Source organism: Microcystis sp. (assembly GCF_048564745.1).
In the GTDB taxonomy this organism is placed as follows: Bacteria; Cyanobacteriota; Cyanobacteriia; order Cyanobacteriales; family Microcystaceae; genus Microcystis; species Microcystis ichthyoblabe_A.
In genome coordinates this window covers 1-21,996 of record NZ_JBLZRT010000077.1, presented here as the reverse complement: position 1 = coordinate 21,996, position 21,996 = coordinate 1, and the positions used below count along the sequence as shown (strand labels likewise).

23 protein-coding genes and 1 pseudogene are annotated in these 21,996 nt (G+C 42.6%); 8 read left to right on the top strand and 16 right to left on the bottom strand.

The annotated features are described in order from the left end of the window. Positions 1-260: 260 nt before the first annotated feature. Together ACOCD9_RS10070 and ACOCD9_RS10065 are read right to left on the bottom strand one after the other, a co-directional pair. Positions 261-3,560, bottom strand: coding sequence for a S8 family serine peptidase (locus ACOCD9_RS10070; RefSeq protein WP_287702666.1), 3,300 nt, complete (start codon positions 3,558-3,560; stop codon positions 261-263). A 1,153-nt stretch (positions 3,561-4,713) separates the two neighbouring features. Beyond that, positions 4,714-5,781 (bottom strand): AI-2E family transporter, encoded by a 1,068-nt coding sequence (locus ACOCD9_RS10065; protein WP_287702664.1) that lies wholly within the window; start codon positions 5,779-5,781, stop codon positions 4,714-4,716. Positions 5,782-6,055: 274 nt separating this feature from the next. Here ACOCD9_RS10065 and ACOCD9_RS10060 point away from each other — a divergent pair, with 274 nt between their 5' ends. Next, a complete protein-coding gene (locus ACOCD9_RS10060; protein ID WP_419547295.1) occupies positions 6,056-6,823 on the top strand; it encodes an ABC transporter ATP-binding protein in 768 nt (255 codons plus the stop codon). A gap of 206 nt (positions 6,824-7,029) precedes the next feature. Here ACOCD9_RS10060 and ACOCD9_RS10055 read toward each other — a convergent pair whose 3' ends face one another. The 9 genes from ACOCD9_RS10055 to ACOCD9_RS10015 all read right to left on the bottom strand — a co-directional run bounded on the left by ACOCD9_RS10055 (position 7,030) and on the right by ACOCD9_RS10015 (position 11,179). Then, positions 7,030-7,353 (bottom strand): hypothetical protein, encoded by a 324-nt coding sequence (locus ACOCD9_RS10055; RefSeq protein WP_419547294.1) that lies wholly within the window; start codon positions 7,351-7,353, stop codon positions 7,030-7,032. Next, positions 7,350-7,634: a hypothetical protein gene (locus ACOCD9_RS10050; protein ID WP_002803029.1), complete on the bottom strand. Its 285-nt coding sequence runs from the start codon at positions 7,632-7,634 to the stop codon at positions 7,350-7,352. Before ACOCD9_RS10050 ends, ACOCD9_RS10055 begins: the two co-directional genes overlap by 4 nt. Positions 7,635-7,769: 135 nt before the next feature. Continuing rightward, positions 7,770-8,048, bottom strand: a complete 279-nt coding sequence (locus ACOCD9_RS10045; protein WP_002795314.1) for a YgiT-type zinc finger protein — start codon at positions 8,046-8,048, stop codon at positions 7,770-7,772. Further along, on the bottom strand, positions 7,987-8,304 hold the full coding sequence (locus ACOCD9_RS10040) for a DUF4258 domain-containing protein (protein ID WP_419547292.1): 318 nt from the start codon (positions 8,302-8,304) through the stop codon (positions 7,987-7,989). The genes ACOCD9_RS10045 and ACOCD9_RS10040 overlap by 62 nt, the downstream gene beginning before the upstream one ends. 1 nt (position 8,305) lies before the next feature. Then, positions 8,306-8,521 (bottom strand): hypothetical protein, encoded by a 216-nt coding sequence (locus ACOCD9_RS10035; RefSeq protein ID WP_287702659.1) that lies wholly within the window; start codon positions 8,519-8,521, stop codon positions 8,306-8,308. A 230-nt stretch (positions 8,522-8,751) separates the two neighbouring features. Continuing rightward, positions 8,752-9,003: a hypothetical protein gene (locus ACOCD9_RS10030; protein WP_002793757.1), complete on the bottom strand. Its 252-nt coding sequence runs from the start codon at positions 9,001-9,003 to the stop codon at positions 8,752-8,754. A gap of 35 nt (positions 9,004-9,038) precedes the next feature. Next, on the bottom strand, positions 9,039-9,236 hold the full coding sequence (locus tag ACOCD9_RS10025) for a hypothetical protein (RefSeq protein ID WP_002739967.1): 198 nt from the start codon (positions 9,234-9,236) through the stop codon (positions 9,039-9,041). Between the two features lie 113 nt (positions 9,237-9,349). Continuing rightward, the gene (locus ACOCD9_RS10020) at positions 9,350-10,087 is read right to left on the bottom strand and encodes a PEP-CTERM sorting domain-containing protein (RefSeq protein ID WP_287702657.1); all 738 of its coding nucleotides are present in this window, start codon (positions 10,085-10,087) and stop codon (positions 9,350-9,352) included. 459 nt (positions 10,088-10,546) lie between these two features. Beyond that, a complete protein-coding gene (locus ACOCD9_RS10015) occupies positions 10,547-11,179 on the bottom strand; it encodes an HAD-IB family phosphatase (protein ID WP_419547291.1) in 633 nt (210 codons plus the stop codon). Between the two features lie 86 nt (positions 11,180-11,265). Here ACOCD9_RS10015 and ACOCD9_RS10010 point away from each other — a divergent pair, with 86 nt between their 5' ends. Both ACOCD9_RS10010 and ACOCD9_RS10005 read left to right on the top strand, forming a co-directional pair. Beyond that, positions 11,266-12,084: a carbon-nitrogen hydrolase family protein gene (locus tag ACOCD9_RS10010; RefSeq protein WP_419547290.1), complete on the top strand. Its 819-nt coding sequence runs from the start codon at positions 11,266-11,268 to the stop codon at positions 12,082-12,084. Between the two features lie 608 nt (positions 12,085-12,692). Next, positions 12,693-13,313, top strand: coding sequence for a hypothetical protein (locus ACOCD9_RS10005; protein WP_012267536.1), 621 nt, complete (start codon positions 12,693-12,695; stop codon positions 13,311-13,313). A 12-nt stretch (positions 13,314-13,325) separates the two neighbouring features. On the opposite strand, the gene ACOCD9_RS10000 is transcribed toward ACOCD9_RS10005, so the two are convergent. Further along, the gene (locus ACOCD9_RS10000; RefSeq protein WP_287702651.1) at positions 13,326-13,487 is read right to left on the bottom strand and encodes a hypothetical protein; all 162 of its coding nucleotides are present in this window, start codon (positions 13,485-13,487) and stop codon (positions 13,326-13,328) included. Positions 13,488-13,581: 94 nt separating this feature from the next. Between ACOCD9_RS10000 and ACOCD9_RS09995 the strand changes: the two genes are divergently transcribed. Together ACOCD9_RS09995 and ACOCD9_RS09990 are read left to right on the top strand one after the other, a co-directional pair. Then, the gene (locus ACOCD9_RS09995; protein WP_002803037.1) at positions 13,582-14,043 is read left to right on the top strand and encodes a hypothetical protein; all 462 of its coding nucleotides are present in this window, start codon (positions 13,582-13,584) and stop codon (positions 14,041-14,043) included. 18 nt (positions 14,044-14,061) lie between these two features. Next, positions 14,062-14,268, top strand: coding sequence for a hypothetical protein (locus ACOCD9_RS09990; protein ID WP_016517055.1), 207 nt, complete (start codon positions 14,062-14,064; stop codon positions 14,266-14,268). Positions 14,269-14,551: 283 nt separating this feature from the next. Here ACOCD9_RS09990 and ACOCD9_RS09985 read toward each other — a convergent pair whose 3' ends face one another. Then, on the bottom strand, positions 14,552-15,769 hold the full coding sequence (locus tag ACOCD9_RS09985) for a CCA tRNA nucleotidyltransferase (RefSeq protein ID WP_419547287.1): 1,218 nt from the start codon (positions 15,767-15,769) through the stop codon (positions 14,552-14,554). Between the two features lie 94 nt (positions 15,770-15,863). On the opposite strand from ACOCD9_RS09985, the gene ACOCD9_RS09980 reads away from it, so the two are divergent. The 3 genes from ACOCD9_RS09980 to ACOCD9_RS09970 all read left to right on the top strand — a co-directional run bounded on the left by ACOCD9_RS09980 (position 15,864) and on the right by ACOCD9_RS09970 (position 16,874). Next, positions 15,864-16,112 (top strand): Ycf34 family protein, encoded by a 249-nt coding sequence (locus ACOCD9_RS09980; RefSeq protein ID WP_002795917.1) that lies wholly within the window; start codon positions 15,864-15,866, stop codon positions 16,110-16,112. A gap of 110 nt (positions 16,113-16,222) precedes the next feature. Next, positions 16,223-16,480: a hypothetical protein gene (locus ACOCD9_RS09975; protein ID WP_008207408.1), complete on the top strand. Its 258-nt coding sequence runs from the start codon at positions 16,223-16,225 to the stop codon at positions 16,478-16,480. Then, positions 16,470-16,874, top strand: a complete 405-nt coding sequence (locus tag ACOCD9_RS09970; protein WP_008207411.1) for a type II toxin-antitoxin system VapC family toxin — start codon at positions 16,470-16,472, stop codon at positions 16,872-16,874. The genes ACOCD9_RS09975 and ACOCD9_RS09970 overlap by 11 nt, the downstream gene beginning before the upstream one ends. Positions 16,875-16,893: 19 nt before the next feature. On the opposite strand, the gene ACOCD9_RS09965 is transcribed toward ACOCD9_RS09970, so the two are convergent. The 3 genes and pseudogenes from ACOCD9_RS09965 to ACOCD9_RS09955 all read right to left on the bottom strand — a co-directional run. Further along, positions 16,894-19,593 carry a DNA methyltransferase gene (locus ACOCD9_RS09965; protein WP_419547285.1) on the bottom strand — a complete coding sequence of 900 codons (2,700 nt, stop codon included), beginning with the start codon at positions 19,591-19,593 and terminating at the stop codon, positions 16,894-16,896. Positions 19,594-19,799: 206 nt separating this feature from the next. Continuing rightward, positions 19,800-21,257 carry a DASH family cryptochrome gene (locus tag ACOCD9_RS09960; protein WP_419547283.1) on the bottom strand — a complete coding sequence of 486 codons (1,458 nt, stop codon included), beginning with the start codon at positions 21,255-21,257 and terminating at the stop codon, positions 19,800-19,802. 72 nt (positions 21,258-21,329) lie between these two features. After that, positions 21,330-21,773: pseudogene (locus ACOCD9_RS09955) on the bottom strand (ISL3 family transposase); the annotation flags it as partial. Between the last annotated feature and the right edge of the window lie 223 nt (positions 21,774-21,996).

Here is a 21,996-nt window from a genome sequence, read left to right as displayed (position 1 = left end):
TAGACCTCTTGCATAAATCCGAAAACAAACGATAGAAACAATAATGGGAGGGACTTTCAGTTAATTATTTATTAGTAGTTGATAATCTTCAAAAATGTTGCTGTACAAGGATCGACTTAAGACTTTTGCAAGAGGTCTATTTCTGCATTTTGTTGAGTTTCTGCACAATCCAGATAAAAACCCTTTAAACATTTGAAAGACCGCCAGTCGCAGTAGGAGAAGAGTCTCCTACTGCCCGCAAACTTAAATGATCTCTCGATCTAGATCACTAGCACTGGTCTGGCCACAGCAATGTTGTAACCACTCAGTTGAATGATCGCATCATTAGCGGCTTGGAAACCCGCCACTCCATTATTGAGAGCGATAAAAGTACCACTTTGACCTCTCACTTTAAAAGCCGCCGCCGTGTTAGCAGCAAAGTTAGTGTTGGTTAAGACAGCTTGAATAGCGGCTGCGCTTAAATTCAAAGCTGTCCCTTTCGATGCGGTCAAAGTGATTGCCGCAATAGACCCAGGGGCATTAATGCGATCAAGACTAGCACCTGTGCCACTGTAGCCTTGAATAACATCAAAGCCAGTCAGCAGCGACTCACCGAGGGAATTGTAATTGAAAGTATCGGATCCCGTGCTTCCCGTCAGGGTATCTTTGCCAAGACCGCCTGTCAGGTTATCATTACCAGCCCCACCATCGAGGGTGTCGTTGCCTCCTAAACCGCTAAGGGTGTCATTACCTACCACTCCAGCCAGGGCATCGGCAAAGCTCGTCCCGACCAAGTTGTTATGGGCTGCGTTACCATCATTGTCAAGAATGGTGGCCGTAGCAGCGCTAGGTCCACTAATCGTGTAGCCGACGGGGGCGGTAATTCTGGTGATGATGGTTTCACTGGGATCACTCAAGAGGTCATCTTTGGTGGGCAGAGTGATGGTAGCATTGCGGGAACCCGCCGCAAAGGTGACGGTGTTACGAGTAGTGCCTGTGTAGTCCACACCAGGAGTCGCTGCCCCCGCCAAGGTGTAGTTAACCGTTAAGGCACTGGAGAGGTCGCCAGTGCGGGTCAGGGTAAAGACACTGCTTACTGAACCTGCTTCCTTACCATCGGCGGTTTTGGCGATCGAGATTGTTTTCGTCGATCCGCCCCCCGTACCAATAAGCATTGACCAACCACCAGCAATAGTTCCCACGTCTAATCCCGCGTCATCCACAACATAGAGGCTCCAGGTTCCATTGGGGTTGATGCCGTTGAATACGGAGAAATCCGTACCGTAGGGGCCACCGGGAGCGGGCGAGTTAAAGAAATCACCGGTTCCAAAGTTTGTGGCCTTATAACTGCCACTGGTAATTAGCCCTGAATCAGGCAAGAAGGAGGTTGCCGTCGGATCAAAGGTGAGACTGACATTACTGACATCACTTGAGCCACCCACATCGGACATTAATAGGGCTTTGGTTCCCGTGGGACCCACCAGTAATACATCAATATCATCGGGCCAAGTATGGCTCAGGTTTGTCAGCGTTACTTTCAGGCTATTAATATTACCGCTTAAGCCTGAAACATTAATAGTGGAAGGATAGGGGGTACTGGAACCACTATCAGGAATAGTAATCGGGTTAGGGTTACTAAAAATCGGTAGGGTTTCTTCGGAAACAATCGTTCCTGTGGCTGTTCCGGGTGAACCGCCAATATAACCGGTGCCGCTATTAACCGTGAGAGCCACTGTTTCGTTAGCGATTTCGGCAATAGTGTCAGCAATCGGATCAACCACGACCGTTGCCGTTGTCGCACCAGCAGCAAAAGTGACGGTTCCCAGTTTTGTCGTCGGGTTAAAGGTGACAGCACTACCTGTTAATACGTTGTAATCGGCTGGGTCGCTTCCCACCGGGGCGGCGTTGGCTATGCCACTCGCCCCGAAGTTAACGGTCAGGGGAGAACTCAGGTTTAAGTTAGTGCGAGTAAAGGTATAAACCAAGTTAGTCACACCGTCTTCCTGCACAGTGGCCGGACTGACGCTGACGGTTACAGAAGGTAAGTTAGCCGCCGCCAAAGCGTTAAACACATTGAGCCGCTTACCAGAAACCGTTCTCCCTGCTAAAGCCGCAATAGAATCCCCCGTATTCATTAAGGTGTTTTTCACCTGTTGGGCTGTCCAAGTGGGATTTTGTGACCACAACAAAGCCGCCGCCCCCGCCACATGGGGACTGGCCATGGATGTGCCTGAAAGGGTCGCGTATCCACCACCAGGAGCTAGACTGTAAATGTCTGAACCAGGCGCACCCAAATCTACGCTGTTTAAGCCATAGTTGGAAAAGGAAGAGAGAGCATCGGTGCGGGTGGTGGAAGCAACACTAACAATGTTGTCAAGATTGTAGGCCGCAGGATACATGGGATTAATATCTGCGTTAGCCGAATTATTACCAGCCGCCGCAATAAATAAAGCCCCCGCCTGACCCGCCGCGTTAATCGCATCGTAGAGCGCTTGATTAAAACCGCCGCCTCCCCAGGAATTATTGGTGAGCTTAACTCCTTTGGCCGTCGCATAGTTAATTGCCAAGATGGCATCGGAAGTCCAGCCTGACCCCGTATCATCAAGGAACTTCAGTGGCATGATTTTGGCATTCCAAGCCACCCCTGTCACGCCGACCCCATTATTTCCTTTGCCTGCGATAGTTCCAGCCACATGGGTTCCGTGACCATCAACATCACCCGGGTCATTGTCGTTGTAGGCAAAGTCCCAACCGCGAATGTCATCAACGTAGCCATTGCCATCGTTGTCAATGCCGTCGTTGGCAATCTCCCCTGGGTTTGTCCAGATATTACCGGCCAAATCGGGATGGCTGTAGTCCACCCCCGAATCAATAACCCCAATCACTAAATTAGGATTGCCTTTTTGAATATCCCAGGCTTCCGGGGCATCAATATCGGCATCGGGAGTACCGCCACTTTGTCCGGTGTTATGCAATCCCCACAGTTGACCAAAACTGGGGTCATTGGGGAATGTCGCCTTCGGAGTGATTGTGCCTTTCGTCAGAATATAGTCGGGTTCAATGTATTCAAAAATCGGATTGGAGCGATATTGTGCCAGAATCTTCTCCACAGAGAGCGACCCCGATAACTTCCAAACCTCTGCCCCCGTTAGTTTAATCTTCTGGGTGCTAACAGCACCAAAGAGGGACTGAAACTGAGCAACTTGGGCGCTGGCGATCCCTTGCTTAAACTTGACAATCAGTTGATTGGGAGCATAAGGAGCAGGGGTGCTAGTTGCCGGCGGTTTTAGCTCTGAGGTGACGGGAGCGGCACTGGGTACAGAGGCAAGACCCAACCCTGGACTGGTGGGATAACGAGAAGAGTCAATACTAAGAGAAGCGGGAAACAATGGGGAACTCTTAGCAGCAGGGGAGGCTGAAACCGTAGGAGCCTCCGAGGAGACTGTAGATGGGGAGGGGTTAGAGTTCAGGACTGCTAAGGGAGAAGTTTCCTTCGATACAGTTAAATCGTCGGAACCGGTTAAATCAGCCGTGATTGGGAAGGATTGCTCAAAACTCAAAGAATCTTCTAGAGATGACATATCTGTACTAGATAAGTTGGAACTTACTTGTGTTGTCTTCATCACCAGGCACACCCCATTTTCCGAAAATTAATCGGTCAATTACTTGGGGGTGTTGGATTGTTTCTGTTTTCTCTTTATGGTTAGGGAAAAAGACTAGCCCAACTTTTCTGCCCTGGGGCTAAATCTCTTGTTTGCTTACATCATAAATGGACAGGTTCTAGGAAAAAATAAATTTTTTCTTAAATTTATCCAAGAGCCTGATGAGTCACAGCAAGAAAGACAGCATTATTGAGAATGAAAAAACGTGGAAGTATTAAGCTGCCTGTGCATTTAAATTACTTCTTGAGACGCAGTTAAAATTCGTTGCGTAAATGCGTCCTAGCTTACTAGGTCAGGGTTTCTCAATCAACCGAGTAAATACTAAGACTATTTTTCAAAAACTGTAGCCCAATTATAAAAAAGATAATTAAGTGGATAAATTGCCTCTTATTGTTTCTGTGTGTAAGGGAGAATAATAGAAGTAATTCTCGAAAATATGGTCTTTAAAGCCTTGCCTAGCAAGATTTGTATAAATAATAAAAATCAATAAATACACCAAGTTTATCAGAGACGATAAATGGGTAATATTTGGGGGATAAAAAATAGTTTTTTGTTCAAAAGCTGGCAAACTTTGTCATAGTTTTTAAACTGATCAACGAATTAAATTTTTTAAATGTAAATCAGTAATTTTCCTTGTTTTTCTATTAATTACCAGCCAAATATACACCTTTATCTTCTTACAATAAACCAACCACCACATTCAAATCACGGCTCTCTTGGATTTGGTGGGTAAAATGTATTCTAAGATACATTCCTCCTAGCGAGGGGGTGGAACGAACCACAGAGACACAAAGGACACAAAGATCGATCGCTTCTATGGTAAGTTAAGCTGATCACACAGAACCTAGAAGAGCCAAATCACTACCTATGTCTTAAATTGAACATTCTCCTCACCTCAGTCCGGTTTCTGCGGTTTGATTGCTTGCTGTCACCAACTGAAGAAACCTTCCCTTTAGATGAGCCTACTTTTACCTCAATCTGCTTAACCGGAACCGTGGCTAAATTAATCTTTTTTTCCTAAGTTCCCTGGAAAGATTAAGGTAAAAATTAGACATATCCGCCCTTAGATTGGCTAATCATGGCTATTTGCCACTGGTTCGGGGCTATCCTCGCCAATCCAAGCCCTAACTAACTCGTAGCAGAGACCGAGCAGAACCGGCCCGACGAACAAACCGATAATCCCGTAGGCGATCACTCCCCCGAACACCCCGAGCAGAATCACCACCATGGGAATGGGCAGACCGCGGCCCATTAAAATCGGCTTGAGGAAATTATCCACCAAGGTGGCGGGAATCATCCAGATGGTAAATAATAGGGCGATGGAATGGGGTAGTGTTACCCAAGCGTGAATCAGCGCCCCCAAGACAATCAAACCGGGGCCAATTTGGAGAATGCCCAAAATTAGGGTGAGGAGAGTTAATAAACCGGCCGCAGGCGTTCCCACCGTTACTAAACCGATGCCGATCAAAAGACTCTGGATAATAGCAACGCCAATAATACCGCGGCTAACATTGCGGACGGTAGAGGCGGTCAGACCGGCCAGCGCGATTCCTCGACCCGGGGCGATCTTTTCCGCTAACCGGTTCATCGGGCGAGTCAGATTTTTAGCCGAGAGGGTGAGGGCTGCCGCAATCAGAATCGAGGCGATAAATTTCAGCACCGTCAGACCGGTACTGGTGGCCAGAGAAAGGGAGATTTTTCCCAGTTCTTTTAATTGTGGCTCGAAGCGTTGAAGAAATTGACCTGTGTTATCGGATGCCTGCTGCCAGAGACTGGCAATCCTTTCGCCAATTAGCGGCCAGGTGGCCACATCGTCGGGGGGAGGGGGAATCACCGCCGCACCAGTATCGATATACTCGGCCAGCGTTCGCAGATTACCCGCCAGAACCGCTGCAATGCCACTCACCGGACCGATAATAATCCCTAGACAAAGTAGGGTGAGGAGAACTGCGGCTAGTTTCGCCCGGCCAGCGAGTAACTTTTTTAACCAGAGAAAGATCGGATACCAAGCGATCGCTAGAATTGCTCCCCAGAGGATCATGGTTAGGAAGGGACGCAGCAGGGTAAAACCGGCAAATAACAACAGGCCGAGAAAAAACAGCCGGATGACGAGATCGATAATTTTAGCGTCATTTTTCATCAATAGCGATCGCCTTTTGGCTAGATGAGGACATTTCTGCAATTATGGCAGTTTTTCGTTATCGGTAGTGATTCGCTGGTAGTGGTGAGCCGTCTTGCTGATCTGGTGGGGATTGTGTAGAATGTTTCCTGATCAAAATAACTGCCCGATAAATCTTGACAACTGATTCTTTCAGGGTAAATCTCCTGAGAAATATCTTTTTTTTGGTCGGTGCAATGCTTACTTGCAATCGTCTTGATCGAGTAAAATCGACTAATTTAATCTGTTAACAAGGATGCAAGCAAATTTATTAGAAGTGCGCGGAGCCACCCGTCGATTTGGGGGATTAGTCGCCGTCGATGGGGTTTCCTTTCAGGTACAAAAAAACGAGATTTTTGGCTTAATTGGACCGAATGGGGCGGGAAAAACGACTTTATTTAATCTGATCACCGGTTTAATTCCCCTATCGAGTGGTGATTTAATTTATCAAGGCGACAGTCTGGCGAATTATCGTCCTCACCAGATCGCTCAGGCAGGAATTGCCCGTACTTTCCAGAATTTGCGCTTATTTGGTGAATTATCGGCTTTAGAAAATGTTGCGATCGCTGGTCACATTCACAATAGCTCCAATCTTTGGACGGGAATTTTGGGTTTACCAGTTTCGAGAAGGGAGGAGGAAAAAACCTACAAAAGAGCGGGGGAATTATTAGATTTAGTCGGATTAACCGACCAAAGCAATCGCAAAGCCCGTAATTTAGCCTATGGCGATCAAAGACGCTTGGAAATTGCCCGCGCTTTAGCTTTGCAACCCCAGTTATTACTCCTCGATGAACCAGCAGCCGGGATGAATCCCAGCGAAAAGGGGTCATTAAGTCAGCTAATTCGACAAATCCGCGATAATTTAGCTTTGACTGTCCTGTTAATCGAACATCATGTGCCTTTAGTGATGGGATTATGCGATCGCATTGCTGTGTTAGATTTCGGTAAGTTAATCGCTTTGGGAGATCCAGCTACAGTCAGGGAGAATCCTGCGGTGATTGAAGCTTATTTAGGGGATGAATAAGGATTTTAGATAAATACTCTTCAGGTTAATGGGAGATAAGTAGGTAGGCGTTAAAAATTATCAGACACCACCCTTATCAAGGGGGGACTAAGGGTAGGGTTGATTCATGAATCAACCCTACTATGAATCAACCCTAGGACTGAGGGGGGATCGAACCTAAAATCCATTTTTAATTTAATTATAACCAGCTACTTAACAATGATTATTTAATTACCAGAGATAGTCAAAAAAAGAGTTAAAGTTTCTCCCGATCGATATTTTGTCATAAGTACGGACGCACAATTATTTGTAGGATGGGTTAGCGGTAGCGTAACCCATGCTAACTCATCCAGTCGCTTAATTCCTTTAATCTTGTTAGCGCGTAACAACTCTCGACGCACCTCATAATCAGCAATTTCTGGAAGAATAACCCTAATACCTGCTTTAATTAGTGTTTGTAGCCAAAAATTACAAGCTAGACTTTCAGGCGCTCGCTTAGGATTAGTAATTAAACCGATAATTCCCGTATCTAATAAAATTACTCTATTCACCAAGTTACTCCCTTTAAGTGAGCCGGAAATAAAGGACGCTCAGATAAACGATCTTGATCGAGTGCTTCGATTAAATATTCACCGGTTTCTTGTTGTTCTTGTTCATCTTCTTCATCAATCCAAGATTGAAGTAAATTAACCAGTTTGGTCTGTTTTTCTTGTTCTAAAATAGTATCTTTAAGTAGCTTGAGGACATAATCTTCTAGAGAAAGACCTTTCTCCGTCGCTTTTTGGCTGAGATATTGTTCGATTTCCGATGTTAAATTAAGAGTTAGTGGCATGGGCTTGACTTGAATCAATTTATCGTGTCTTTAACTATTATAAACAAAAAAGCGATCACACTCTACAAATATAGCGCAATCGCCCCTAATTTAAGACTTCAATTGTTGCTCGATTTGCCAGTTTTCTATTAAACACTAACTAGCAAAGTCAAATACTGGTGTTTCAATTACCCGTTTTGGTCGCTTATTTTCCCAGACAATTTCCTGCAAGCGTTCGACAGTTTCTGGTGCAAAAAAACGCTCTCCCGTTTCTACACAGACTCTAGCGGGGACATTTTCTATAATAAAAAAATTGCCATTGATTTCAAGGGTATAGGTAACTTCTTGTTCAATTAAGGTTTCTTGTCTAGAATTAGTTGACATCTGGTGTTCTCCTTGATTTAAAATCAATCCATAAATTTGGATCGGGTTCATATAGGGTAATAATTTTGAGCAAAGGGCGAGAGGGATAGCTACAATGAATGTGTAAGGCTCTATTAATTAGAGTAAATCCAAAAAGTAAACAGCTTGCACCATACTTATCAGCTGGATAATCTTCAATAATTTCGCTTTGTTCCATCGCCTCCCGTAATTCTTGAACACTGATCTGACGCAGGATACTTTGATTGACAGCGTGTTGAGAAAATTCCAATTGGTTTTGTCTAACTTTTTGACGAATTTCCTCAATCATTTCAGTGATAGCCGCCTTTAATTTGATCGTAAATATCCGTCGCTGTCATTTCACCAAATAACTGATCTTTAGTTTCTAAATAATTTAGAGGTTGGGATGCTGTTTCTCTTAGAAAGAAAGCCGCTTTAGCAATTCCCAATCTCTCTACGAGAGCTTTAACTCCCTCTTTTCTAATTTCCTCAATCTCAGGAATCGTCAAATCTGTTTGAATTTTCATAGTAATTTTTCGGCTCTCCCGTATTTGTGGTGATAAGAAAAGGTTATCTAAGGGAGGGTGTATGCCATACGCCCCTACAGAAAAGGAATTTGCCAGGCTGTACTAGGATTATAACACAAAAAGCGATCGCCCTCTACAAATATAGCGTGATCGCATCTAATTCGAGACTATAGCTTTATTCGCCATTCCCTTCGCTTTCTTATAAATACTCAATCCCGCCCTGCATTTTGTCAGGACTCAGCCTTTAGGTTAGCCTGTACTGTAGAAGCAAGAGTTTTGTTATCTCGCATTACTCTGATCAACAATCTTAATGCTTCGTTAACCGCATCAGCAGTGGGAAACATTTCCGCGACATCAGGCTCCAAGCGCACAGTGACTCCACCAAAGCTTTTTCTTCCAGAGCCTAACTTTCTAACTCGGAGGTGCTTCAAGTCATACTCTGTCCGTAAATCATCTTCCATTTCTGGCTCATCCCTCTTCATAAGCTTCTCGTTCGGTTTGCGTCACTTCCCTTGCACTAATGAGACTCATACCAGTGTAGTTCAGCTTTGCGGATTTCTCCATTAGGAAATTGAACTAAGCCGACTCCTTTTAGCTTTCGCCATCGACGACCCCCAAACTGCGCTTTTAGCCTTCTGAGTTCACGAATAGAGAGGTTGACGGCGATAATCTCTATTTCGGTTAGTTCTCCAATCAACTCAAAGCCATTACCCATCTCATCATTCTAACAAAGATTAATAAAAATGTGGAATGTCTCCCCAAAAAAGCGATCGCACTTTATCAATATAGAGCGATCGCTGCTAATTTAAAGCTAGATTTGCCAGTTTTTTATTTTAATTTGCGCTTCCAGGCTGCACCCGCACCCAAAGCACCGATGGCAAGTAAACCTAAGACTGAAGCAGGTTCGGGTACAGTTTGATTGTTACTTTGATTGTCAGTAGTAAGGCGAAAAGTATCGAATGTCCAAGCTCCACCTTGTGGATCTGTACCACTTGCAATTTGTAAACGCATACCTAATGACGACCACCCATTTGCGATAGCGTTATTGAAAATTGAAGTAATATCGAAACTCAACGTATTCCCTACAGAAAGACCCGCAGTATTGAAAGTTCCGACAGTTCCAATGGATGGAGCTTGATAGTCGGAGATATCCTCTAAATTATTACCTTGATAGGCGACGATATTGATATTTCCTGTAAAGGGAAAGTCATTCTCACCTGAGAACAATCCTCCAGCTTTGAATACATCGAAGGTAACAAAGGCTGAAGTTGCAGTACCCAAGCCAGCCATATTGTATTCAGAAAGTCCGCGAACTTCCTCAGAAAAGAAATCACCAACCTCAGCTTTTCCAGCCGGATTACCAAAAGCGCCGCCTGTATTAGAATGATAATGTGTTCCTACAGTCTGATCACCTTCGCTGCTAGCAACAGAATAGGTGAATCCGTTAGTGATAGTAACAGCTTGAGATGCGGGTGCTACTATAGCAGAAAAGGTGCTAAGGGCGAGAAATGCTGCCGATCCAGTAACAACCGTTGAAAATTTTTTAAGCACAGTCGAAGTTTTCATACTCAGAAACTTTCCTCAAAACAAACAAACAAACAAACAAATGTTCTGACTGACCTTTAAAGGAGAAAATCTCAAATTAAGCGACATTGGCAAGGGAGAAAAATTGATTTTTTCAAAATTGCCAATCACTAAATTTTAAGCTAGTTCCTCAATGACAAGACAGAGCAACAACGGGATTTTACCCCCCCCCCCGATTTTGTCAAGTGTAAACCAACACAAATTTACAAAAATTTATAATTATTGTTACCCTTGAGAGTAGGGTAGTAAATCTCAATTTGGTCGAAATATCTATATTACAGGGCGCACGCAGTTCGATAAACTCACTGACCACAGTGCGCTCCTACCATTGGCGCAATAATATTATTGTAGGGGCGAATTGCATTCGCCCTCTTTGATCCCCCCTTAATCCAAGGAGGGTATCTGACAATTTTTAACCCCTACCTAATTAACAGCTAATCCCTAATCTCTCAATAACAGATATTCGCGAATCTCAAAAAAGTTATCCCAAGGAATATAGGGGTGATTTTCCGCTTGCAGATAATCGATTAAACGATCCCTAGCAAAAACTAGATCGGCCCTTCTAGCCATAGTAATATCGGTAACGGAATCACCGATCGCAATAGTTTCTACTCCTGAATATTTGGCCATAATCAAGGCTTTAGCCACTAATTCCGTCTCATTTTCCCAATCGGAATGAACTTGCAGATATTCCCCTTGAGTATGAAGATTGACCCCATAAATTGCCGTTACCTTATCTAATAGTCCCTCCCGTTTTAAGACCGTTTCAATCATGCCTTGGATGCCACCGGAGATAATAATAAAAGGGATGGATTGCTCCTGTAAAAAAGCGAGGAATTCGGCTAATCCAGGGCGAATTGGCTTGCTTTCGGCATAGGCGAGAATATCGGCGTATTTTTGGCTCGGTATCGACTCTAGCAGTTGACGGACACCCCGGCGCAGAGTCAGAGTGCGGGCGTACATTTGGGGCATAATTTGGGCCGATAAATCGGGGGCGAATTCTTTGAGCATACCCGCAAAAGTTTCCACGGCGGTGATAGTGCCATCAAAGTCACAGAAAACAATTTTACTCATGGGGTGACAAAATATCTGAAATTGGATATAATCGAAGGTTATGATTAATTTTACAGAGATTATCCGACTCTAGAGCTTCAACCCCCATGAAATCCTATCTCGCCGCCGCCATTCAAATGACCAGTCAGCCGGATTTAGAGAAAAATCTCGCTGCCGCTGAAGAATTGATCGAACTTGCCGTGGGTAAAGGGGCGGAATTAATCGGTTTACCAGAAAATTTCGCTTTTATGGGGGCAGAAACCGATAAAATCGCCCAGTCCGAGACTATTGCCCGAAAAGCCGATAAATTCCTCCGCACCATGGCCCAACGGTTTCAAGTGACCATTTTAGGGGGTGGTTTTCCCGTGCCGGTGACGGGTATTCCCGATAAGGCTTATAATACGGCTATTTTAGTCGATGGCAACGGTGCGGAATTAGCCCGTTATCAAAAAGTCCATCTCTTTGATGTCAATGTCCCGGATGGTAACACCTATCAGGAATCGAGTACAGTCATGGCAGGAATCGATTTACCGCCGATTTATGGCTCCGATAGCTTGGGAAAAATTGGCCTCTCGATTTGCTATGATGTGCGTTTTCCCGAACTCTATCGCTATTTATCGCAGCAAGGAGCCGATGTTTTATTTGTACCCGCGGCGTTTACAGCTTTTACAGGGAAAGATCATTGGAAAGTTTTGTTACAAGCGCGAGCGATCGAGAATACTTGTTATATAATAGCTCCCGCTCAAACGGGCAATAATTACGCACGCCGTTACACCCACGGTCACGCTATGATTATCGATCCTTGGGGTGTGGTTTTAGCCGACGCAGGGGAAGAAGCGGGAGTGGCAATTGCCGAAATTAATCCCCAACGTCTGCAACAGGTGCGACGACAAATGCCTTCCCTACAGCATCGTGTTTTTGTTTAAAATTCGATTCGACAATTTTGTCGATAAAAACGCCTAATTTTGGGATTTAACTCGGTTTTTTCGCGTAACATTGCTCCCTGATAACAAGGGTCGAATCTAAAACCTAATTAGTTAAGCTAAAAGCTTTGATGTACTGAGTTTCTAACCTTCTTTGCCAGATTCTCAGGGTAAGCTCATCTAATAAGGATGTAGTCCATTTATGCCACCCGATCAAACCATACCAAGTAACGAAGAACTAGGTAAAAATATCCGTAAACTTTATTAACAATCTTCCTTGAAAATGTCTTGACTATCGCACCCCGAATCAGGGATTATATGAAGATGTAGCGTTTCTCGTCAAGGTGAATTGTAAATTAAACCTTGCCGAAGTAAGAATTCTCAGTTGCGAAAACATACCTCATATATCCGAGAAACGCTGTAGAGCAGACAGGGATGCAATTCAGACTTGAATTGGCGAAATTCAAGTCTTGACTCTATTTATTGTCAACTTCAGTCCAAAAATACTCTGATGGTTGGACAAATATGCTCTCTGGACTTGTTCTAACAAGATTCCGGGCTAAATGAGAAATAATCCCATTTAGCTTCTCTAGACCGTTAAGGAGAAACCGATGTCATCTTATACCACAGAATCAGAAAAAATTGATTTTCCGAAAACCCTAGATATAGCCACCGTTTGCGTCTATGGGCTAGGAATCCTCTCGGCGGGCCTATTTTTATTTCTGCCCTTCGTCAACCTGCTGCATCCGAGTCCGTGGCAGCGATGGCTAGGCACAATTCACGGTTTTGGTTCCCTATTAGCCCTAGTCGTGATTGTTTACGCTGGTCATCTCGCTTTTCCCCTGCTCAGAGGTTCTGGCAAAATTTTGCGGCAAATGCGAACCCTCACCTTCTGGTCCACCGTCCTCGCTTTTTTGGCGATCGCCACTGGCAATTTAGCCTATATGCGCTATCGGGCCGGTTTAGAATTTGGCGGTGCGCGGGCATGGCTAAAGGAAAATTCGCCCCTCGGTCAATACGTCCTCATGGAATACCACGAATTCAGCGTCCTTTTTACCCTACCCCTAGGCGTGGCCTGCACTTGGATTCTCTGGAAATACGGCGACTCAATCCTAGACAAAGCTAATCGACCGGTGTTAACGGTCACTTGCATTGCCCTGATGGCGATGATGTTTTTTGCCATGGGTGGACTCGTTAGCGGCCTCGGTGTTGCCAAAATTCACGCCCTGTAAACCCTTATTTAGCTACTTTACCTCAAAAGTGAACAAAATTAAACTTTTGCTCGTTTTAGCTACGTTTTTCGGGTTATCTATCGCCGCTCCCGCCCTAGGGGGTGTAAACTTAGCCCCGATGGTACGGATACGAGGGCGGCCAGCATTAGCAACCAAAGTCAAATCGTCGGTCATTTCCCTACTGCTGGTAATACGGTTGGGGACTTTTAGCGGTGGGACTTTTCGGTTTTAGACACTTACGAACTCTGAAAAAATAGGAACAAATCTGATGACTCAACGTTACGTCGATAGTCCTTGGTATGGAAAAATCTGGGCTTTTTTAAAACAATTTCCCCAAGGTTTAGCCGAAGGTGCCAAACGTTCCCCTGCCACTTCTGGCCCGGCAGCGGCGGCGATTATTAGTGCTGGTATTGGCTGTTTTTTAATGATGGTTGCTCACCATTTTTCCGATGCAGACCATTCAAAAGCCGTAGAAACTTTTCTTTGGAATTTGGGTAGTTGGATACCTGGCAGTAAAAATCCTAGCAAAATGTGGGGCAATATCGGCAGTTATAGCGGCAAAGAAACGATGTTATTAATTGGCTGGTTAGTCAGTTGGCCGATACTGCATTATCTTTGGAAAGATCGCCAGATAAAAGCTAAGACCATTCTCTTTTGGTTTTTTGCCCTCATGATTGCCGCCACGGCCATGTCATGGCATCCACTATTTCCCTATTTACCCTTAACTTAAAGCCTAGGAGGTGACAAAATGAACGCTCAAGTTAGAAAGTTTTCCTCGCGTAAAATGCACGATATCGTCTGGATATTAGTGGGACTTTTTGGTTTATTTGCCATTACTTTTCCCCTGGCTATGTGGCGAGTGAGCAATATGGAAAAGTTTCAAGGTTCTCATGTGAAATCTTTAGTCGTAGAAGGAGAAAACGCTCCTCAATCTTCACAGCTTAAAACTAAATAAATCTCAGTTTTGGATAATCTGAGTTTTGGATAAGTCGAAACCCCGAGACTCAATCGGAATCTAAAACTCTGATTAACAGACAAAACTCTCCAAACTGTGAACAATTGCTAAGTAGGTAGGCGTTAAAAGTTGTCAGATGCCCCCCTTATTAAGGGGGGATTAAGGGGGGATCGGCACCCCCCTTATTAAGGGGGGATTAAGGGGGGATCGGCACCCCCCTTATCAAGGGGGGCAGGGGGGATCGAACCTAAAATCCATTTTTAATTTAATTATAACCAACCACTTATAATAACTTTTTAGCAAAATCGATCGCCTCCTGAAAAACTGTAACTTTGCCCTCAATTTGGGCAATTTGTACCTCGGTTAATAACTTACCGATAATCGGACTAGGTTTCAGGTGCAAATGGTTAATTAAATCATCGCCCCTTAATAAAGGTCGGGGATGGGCGATAATATTATCGGGATCGAGATAGGAAGTCAACAGAGAAGCGACGATATTTTTGTTAATCCCCATCGATAGAGCAAAAAGGGCAAAGATAGGAAATACTTTTCCCGTATTTAGATAAATAAAATACTGTTCCCGCACACTCAAATTATCTGGCTCCTTCAGGGGAGGTAAAGACTTAATTACCGTGATTACCGTGCGAATTTCTCCACGGGAATACTTGAGATCGATTAACTCTTTTTCCGCTTCTGCCAAAATATCCGATACCAATAGGGCCAATTTTGTCAACTGTAACTGAGAAGGGGAAAAGATAAATTTTTCTGGTAACAAAGATTCTAAAAATCCCGCTGCCGCTTCCACCCCCATAACTCGCTCCATTTTTGCGGGGGTAATCCGACGCAACCAGAGAGATAATAAGCCATCTTCCCAGGCACTTTTTAGCCATTTATTGCCACGGGAATTGAGCAGAAGGTAATTCAACTCGGATTGTACCCTTTCGGCGGCTACACGGTGCAATAAAGGGGCAAGAGAACGAATAGTTGCACGGGTATGGGGTTCGATCTCAAAGTCCAATTGAGCCGCTTGTCGATAGGCCCTTAATAATCTTAAGGGATCATCTTGGAGATTTTCCCTGGAAATCATCCGCAGGGATTGGCAGCCTAAATCTTTTAATCCCCCTAAAGGATCGAAAATTTCTTGGGTGTGGAGATTATAAGCGAGAGCATTAACGGTGAAATCCCGTCTTTTTAGGTCTATTTCTAGAGATTCTCCCTCCTGTTGTGCGAAATCAAGGGTCCCCTGGGGAAAAACGACGCGAGCAATTTGACGAACGGCATCTAAAACCACAAAACCCGCTTTATAATGATGGGCAATAGTTTGGGCAATTTCGATCGCTTTTTCGGGAACCACAAAATCTAGGTCAATATAGTCTTTCTGACGGTTTAATAAAGCGTCTCGCACAGCACCACCGACTAAATAAGCATTTTCTGGCAATTCTTGCCGATTAATCGCAAAAACTTCTTTAACTAAACTATCTAGGTTTTTTTGACAAGACATCGAGAAGATAAATTTACAAAAATATAATTTTGACTGGCCCCATTTGGGGAGAGACTGAGCTAGATTAGCGGAAAAGACCTATAGAGTTAAACCTATGTGTATTTGTATTAACTGCTATTTTGTTGATCGCTGTCTCACCTATCATGCCGTAGAAACACAACATCAGGAACGTCATCTCACCGAGACACCGGACTTTGAAGCGAAGAACCCTTCTATTAACGTTAACATTCGCACCAAGGAAGATTATATCGAAATGGAGTGGGATGTGGTGGGTTGTGAAAGCTTTTTACGCGAAACCGGTAAATGGTCTAGTTTGCGGCCGGGTGAACCAGTTCCCACCTAAAACACCTGAACTACCCATACATATCTACTACAAGAGCCGAAAGTTAATCCACAAATATGTCTTGGACAGCCAACGATTCGAGGAATGCGTAATTTAAGAGCGAGGTATTTATGGATAAAGAAGAAGAACTACTTGAACAATGGCGAGAATTGACCCCGGAAAAGCAACAAAAAGTTTGGCAATTTGTTCAAATACTTAAATCTGAGTCACAAACAACACCAGAAGCTAAATTTATTCCCCAAACACCATTAAGCAAAAAGTTATGGGAAATCCGACATCGGGCGATTGCATCTGGATTGCAACTGCTCAATGAAGATGAAATAGAACAAGAACTTGCTGCACGTCGAGGAGGGTGCAGTGAGTCATAGGAAAGCCTACATAGACTCTGGCGTACTGATTACTGCTTTCCAAGGCATCCAATCAGCCAGTATCAAAGCCTATCAAATTCTCAACGATGAAAATCGGGAGTTTGCCTCCAGTCGATTTGTTCAGTTAGAAGTATTGCCTAAAGCAACTTTTAACAAGCAACAAGAAGAAATAGAATTTTACGAAACATTTTTTCTGGCTGTTAATTACTGGGCAACTGACTTAGAAAAAATTATACAGAATGCTCATGAAATTGCTGGCACTTACGGTTTAGCGGCGATGGATGCACTTCATGTTGCTGCTGCGCTGCAAATTCAAGCTGATGAACTAATCACCACCGAAAAGCCAACCAAACCAATGCACCGAGTCAGGGAAATTCAGATTGTTTCAATCTAATGTAAGGGGTTAGAGTAATCTAAGAGTAAGGAGACCAGGGACCGATGACGGTTTCTCCTCGCTTCTCTTTTTCTGCTAATTCTAGGTTTAAGGTTAATAGTTTCTCTAAGATGTCGTCGTCAGCTTGGAAGTGATATGCTTCCATCACTAGCTTGTCTAATTTCTGATGGAGTTGATACAGTTGGCTACTGGGTTCGTTAAAGAATTGGTTATATAGTTTGGTGATTCCCCATTGTTTTTTCTCCATCTGTTGGCTGCGGTATTCGTGTAATTCCCCGGCGGTTTTACGGATTTTTTCGACAAGTTCCTGTGAAGGTGTCTGGGGAAAAGGGAAGGTTTCAAAACAGGTGTTAGGAGTGTAGCGAGTTCTGTCTTCAAGAGTTGAACTTTGGGCTTTTACCCAGAGGCGATGAATGTTAGATGTTAGGATACCGAGAATATAGAAATCATCAGAAGCAACGACATGAATCGAATTATTAGGTAGCCAATCTAAAGAAGTAGGAACAAAAATAAACCATTTTGAGTGTGCGGGAATACTAAAGTAACAAGCTAAAGATTCAATTGCCGTTCTCATTGCTGGTCTTTTTTCACCATATTTCCACCAGTTTAGTTTAGTAACTTCTCGTCTATTTTGCTCTCTTTCTGGCTTAACATTTACTTTAATATGCTCAAAAGGTAATTTATATTCACTAGCATCTTCTAAACTCATATTGTTAAAATCAATAATCCAGCGGCTAGGTTTTCCATGAGGATTGTCAGTTAAATCACCAGCAGAGGATGATAATTTTAAAACCTCTTTATTCTTAAGATCATTTTCGATCCATTTTTCCGCTTGCTCACTCTTAATATAAAATCCCTTACCAACTGGTATCACTCCTTGAAAACTAATATTTTTGTTGGCTAATAGTCTAACTGCTTTTGAAATATCTACTGTGGTCGTCAAAGAAGAATTAATCTGAGAAACTGAATGATTATCTAAATAATAACTTACTGGTTCAACTTTACTCCAATTGACAATACTAACATGAACATTAGCCTCACCAGACCAAGGCTGAGTAGAAATCGCCTCATGAATGTGTCCACCATTATGAGTAATATAATCCAACGCTGCTACACGACTTTTCCCTTGACTAATAGAATTAGTTCCAACTAAACCCGCTCTTCCTTTCTCATCTAATTGATTATGTGCTAGACGAAACCAATAGGAACAAAAATCAACCGAGTCTTTAACCTCAGAAAACCTCGCAAACACTCTATTAACATAATCATCACTGAGATTTAATCTCATGTGTTTACCTCCCAAAAATGGAGGATTACCGATAATTGCGTCTGCTTTTTGCCAATCCGTAAACAAAGCATCAGCACAAATAATATTACTATCCAAAGTATCCAAAGGTAAAGAAGCTTCCGTCAAATTAAACTTATCAATCGCCACCTTTCTGGCAATCATTAAAGTCACCCGCGCTAATTCTACAGCAAAAGGATTAATATCCATTCCATAAAACTGTTTAGGCGTAACAAAACTAATCTGTAATTGGTCACTAGCAGAACGACGACGGTTAGCAATCTTTTCAATTAATAACTGTTCAATGCGCTTTAATTCTTGATAGGCGACATAGAGAAAATTACCCGAACCGCAAGCCGGATCTAATACCTTATACTGCTGTAATTCTAACTGAAGTGTATTTAACTCGCCAATCGTCCCAGCTTGCTCAATTTTCTCCTCCCAGTAACGGCTAATAGTTGGGCGAACAATTTTCATAATATCCGCTTCTGAGGTAAAGTGCATCCCGTAGGTGTGGCGTTCTTCAGCATTAGCTGTCCCCTCAAAAATATTACCAAAAATTGCCGGACGGATCTTACTCCAATCCTGACGCGCCGCCACATCCAGAAACTCTAATTCTTTATTAGTTAATTCAATTGGATGAATTATACTAAACAGTCCCCCATTAAAATAATCCACTCCCTGATACTTGCCAGCGGGGGTAATTCCGGGTTGGTTCATCTGTTGAAATAATCCCCCCAAGACATCATAGGAATTGCCCCCATTTAGACATTCTTGTACACAAGAAATAAATAAATCTCTCGGTAATAATCCTCGATCCTCAGCAAACATTGCCAATACACACTGCAAAATAAATCGCTGGGCCGTCAACTCATCAAAACCGCTTTTATGACCGCGTTTTTTTAACAGTTGAAACAACTCACCCATCCGCCGCGCCGCCGTTTCTGTAATCTCGACTTGATTATTCTGAAAAATAGGGGTACGATTCCCTACTTCCATAAAATTGAACGCACTGACCCGATTTTTCAAATCGTTGAGATTTACTCGATCTACCGGTTCATCTATTTGAAGATCAAAATCAAAAATCCAGAACTGATCAAAATTACATAATAAGACATACCGAGGGCGATTAGGAACCAATCGACTCCAGTATTCAAAAGCTTGGGGATAGTGCTTACTTAAATCTTCTCCTCGCTTTTTCATTTCAATTAAAACACGAGGTTTCCAAACTAAATCAGCAAATCCTGTTTTACCTTTCTTGCTACCTTTAGTAATCGCCTCCTCATAGGTTGCACCCGCTTCTAACGCACCTTTATGACCAAAAGCTCGAAAGAAACGGTCTAGGAAAATCTGAGCTTCTTTCCTTTCTTTGCCAGTAATGTGCTGTTGACAAAAATCAATAAATTCCTGTAAGCTTTCAAGAGTAGTAGTCATCTTTTGCCTTTCTATTGGAGTAGGGTGGGCGTTGTGGTGCGATCACTATCTTACACGATAAAATAAAGGAACTGAGTTGAAATCGAAGTCAAGCCTATGCCAATTCGAGGCGTTGTTGAATCAAGGTATGAATGGCAATTGTGCATCGTATCCAAAAGTTATTTTGGGTCTAGGTTTTAAAAATCCCACAAGAGAAGATTCATATCTCAAATCAGCAACGACTTGGCGAGATAAATTTTTTCGTTGTGTTTAATTGATTGAAAAAAATCGACAATAGGACGAGGATAATTAACCCCTAAAATCACCCCATAACGCTTTTGTTCCTCCAGAGATAATTTATAAGGTTCGTGAATTTTATCGCCTTTTATTAGGGCTAATTCGGGCAACCAGTGACGTAAATAATCACCTTTGGGATCATAATCTTTCGACTGTTTCGGGATATTAAAATAACGAAATCCTCGTGCGTCATTACCGACACCAGCAGTGTAATTCCAATTACCCCAATTACTACAGACATCGTAATCAACTAATAATGACTCGAACCATTCTGCTCCCATACGCCAATCAATACCGAGATTTTTAGTCAGAAAACTAGCGACATTTTGCCGTCCACGATTTGACATAAATCCTGTAGCAGCTAACTCTCTCATATTAGCATCTACAAGGGGATAACCAGTTTTTCCCTCACACCAAAGATTAAATCTTTGCCAATCTTCTAGCCAAGGTAAATTAAGTTCTTGCAAACCAGATTTATAAAAGATTTTATTCCCGTGTTTACTGCCAATAAATCGAAAAAAATCTCGCCATAATAATTCAAAAATTAGCCAATAAGTAGAGTCATTTTTTACTCTTGTTTGCTCATATTTTTGTACTTCTTCATAGATATAACGGGGGGAAAGACAGCCAAAACTTAACCAAGCTGAGAATTTTGAGGAATAATTAGTCCCTAACATTTCATTGCGGGTTTCCTTATAGGTTTTTAAGGAATCACTATCCCAAATATATTCTTTAACCCGTGATTTTCCTGCTACTTCACCCCCTTGAAAAGACAAAACATCTTCCCAGTCTAGAATTAGTTCTGTTAAGCCTAAATCGTTTAAACTAGGAAGGGTTCCCAAATCTATTTTAGGTAATTTTGTCAACTTTTTCGGACTGGGATAAGTTGTTCTTATTTCCCAATGACGTTCTACTTGTTTACGAAAATTAGTAAATAATTCCGGCAGTTGATTAAGGGTAAAAGGTAAATCATCAGGATGATATAAAGTGGCTGTCCAAAAAGTTTTTATCTGCACAGGAATTATAGATAAAGCCTTATTTACAGCTTTTTCTACCGCTAATTCCTCTGCTGTAACCTCTTGATGATAATAAACTTTCGCTATCTGTAATTCTTGAACTAATTGCGGGATAATTTCTTCGGGTTTTCCCCGTCGGATAATTAAATTACCGCCTAAATTTTCCAGAGATTGTCGCAAATCTGCTACGCTTTCTAATAAAAATTTAGCTCGGAACTGGCCAGTTTTTGGAAACCCGTAGGAAGTAAGACCAAATTGACGCTCATCAAAACAATAAAAGGGAATTATCTCTAATTGTTCTTGAATGGCTCGATAAATTGCCTCGTGATCGTGAACTCGCAGATCATTACGATACCAGATTAAAACCCGCATTTAACATTAATTAAAAGTTGATAAGTAAGTAGTTCTAATTAAAGGGTCTTCGTTACTCTCTATGCTAAAACAACATACAAGATGCCAAGATAACATACTTCTAACCCAAAAATTACGAAAGTTTCTAAAGCCATAGCCTCTCCGTTTTATTAGTTTAAGTTTATTGTTGATTCCCTCGACCACCCCATTCGTTGTCCTTCGCTCGAAATAACTAATGATTTCTCCAAACCAGTTTCGGATTGTTTGACAACTCTTGGTAAAAATACTGGAGGATTTTGCCAACCATTCCGAGATGGATAGCAGTCCTTCTGTCGCATTCTTTGAGGTCTTGTCAATCTTTCTAAATTCTTCCTTTAATTCGTGCATCTCTTTCAAATTTTGGAAAGTTTTTTTGATAGCTTCTAGTTTGATTTTTTGGGGTTCCGTTAAATCTTATTCATTTTTTAACCGGCTATATTTACTTCGCTTTAAAACTTCTAGCTTTGCTTCTTTTTTCGCTTTCTGTTTTTTATTTTTCGATTCGAGCCGTCAGACTATACCGATATTTTCTAGGTGTAGATAGCCTTGAATAGAGGTTCCTTCTAGTTTCAAAAATTTGTGGTTCTTCCGAACTTACACTGTAGAAAATTCCCCAAGCTCCCTCTCTGTCCAGCAATGCTCTAAAGTTGATAAATATCAATCTAACAAAAACTCAAAGCCCTATTGTACAAGCTTTACAAGCATGAGTTGTTGATAGTTT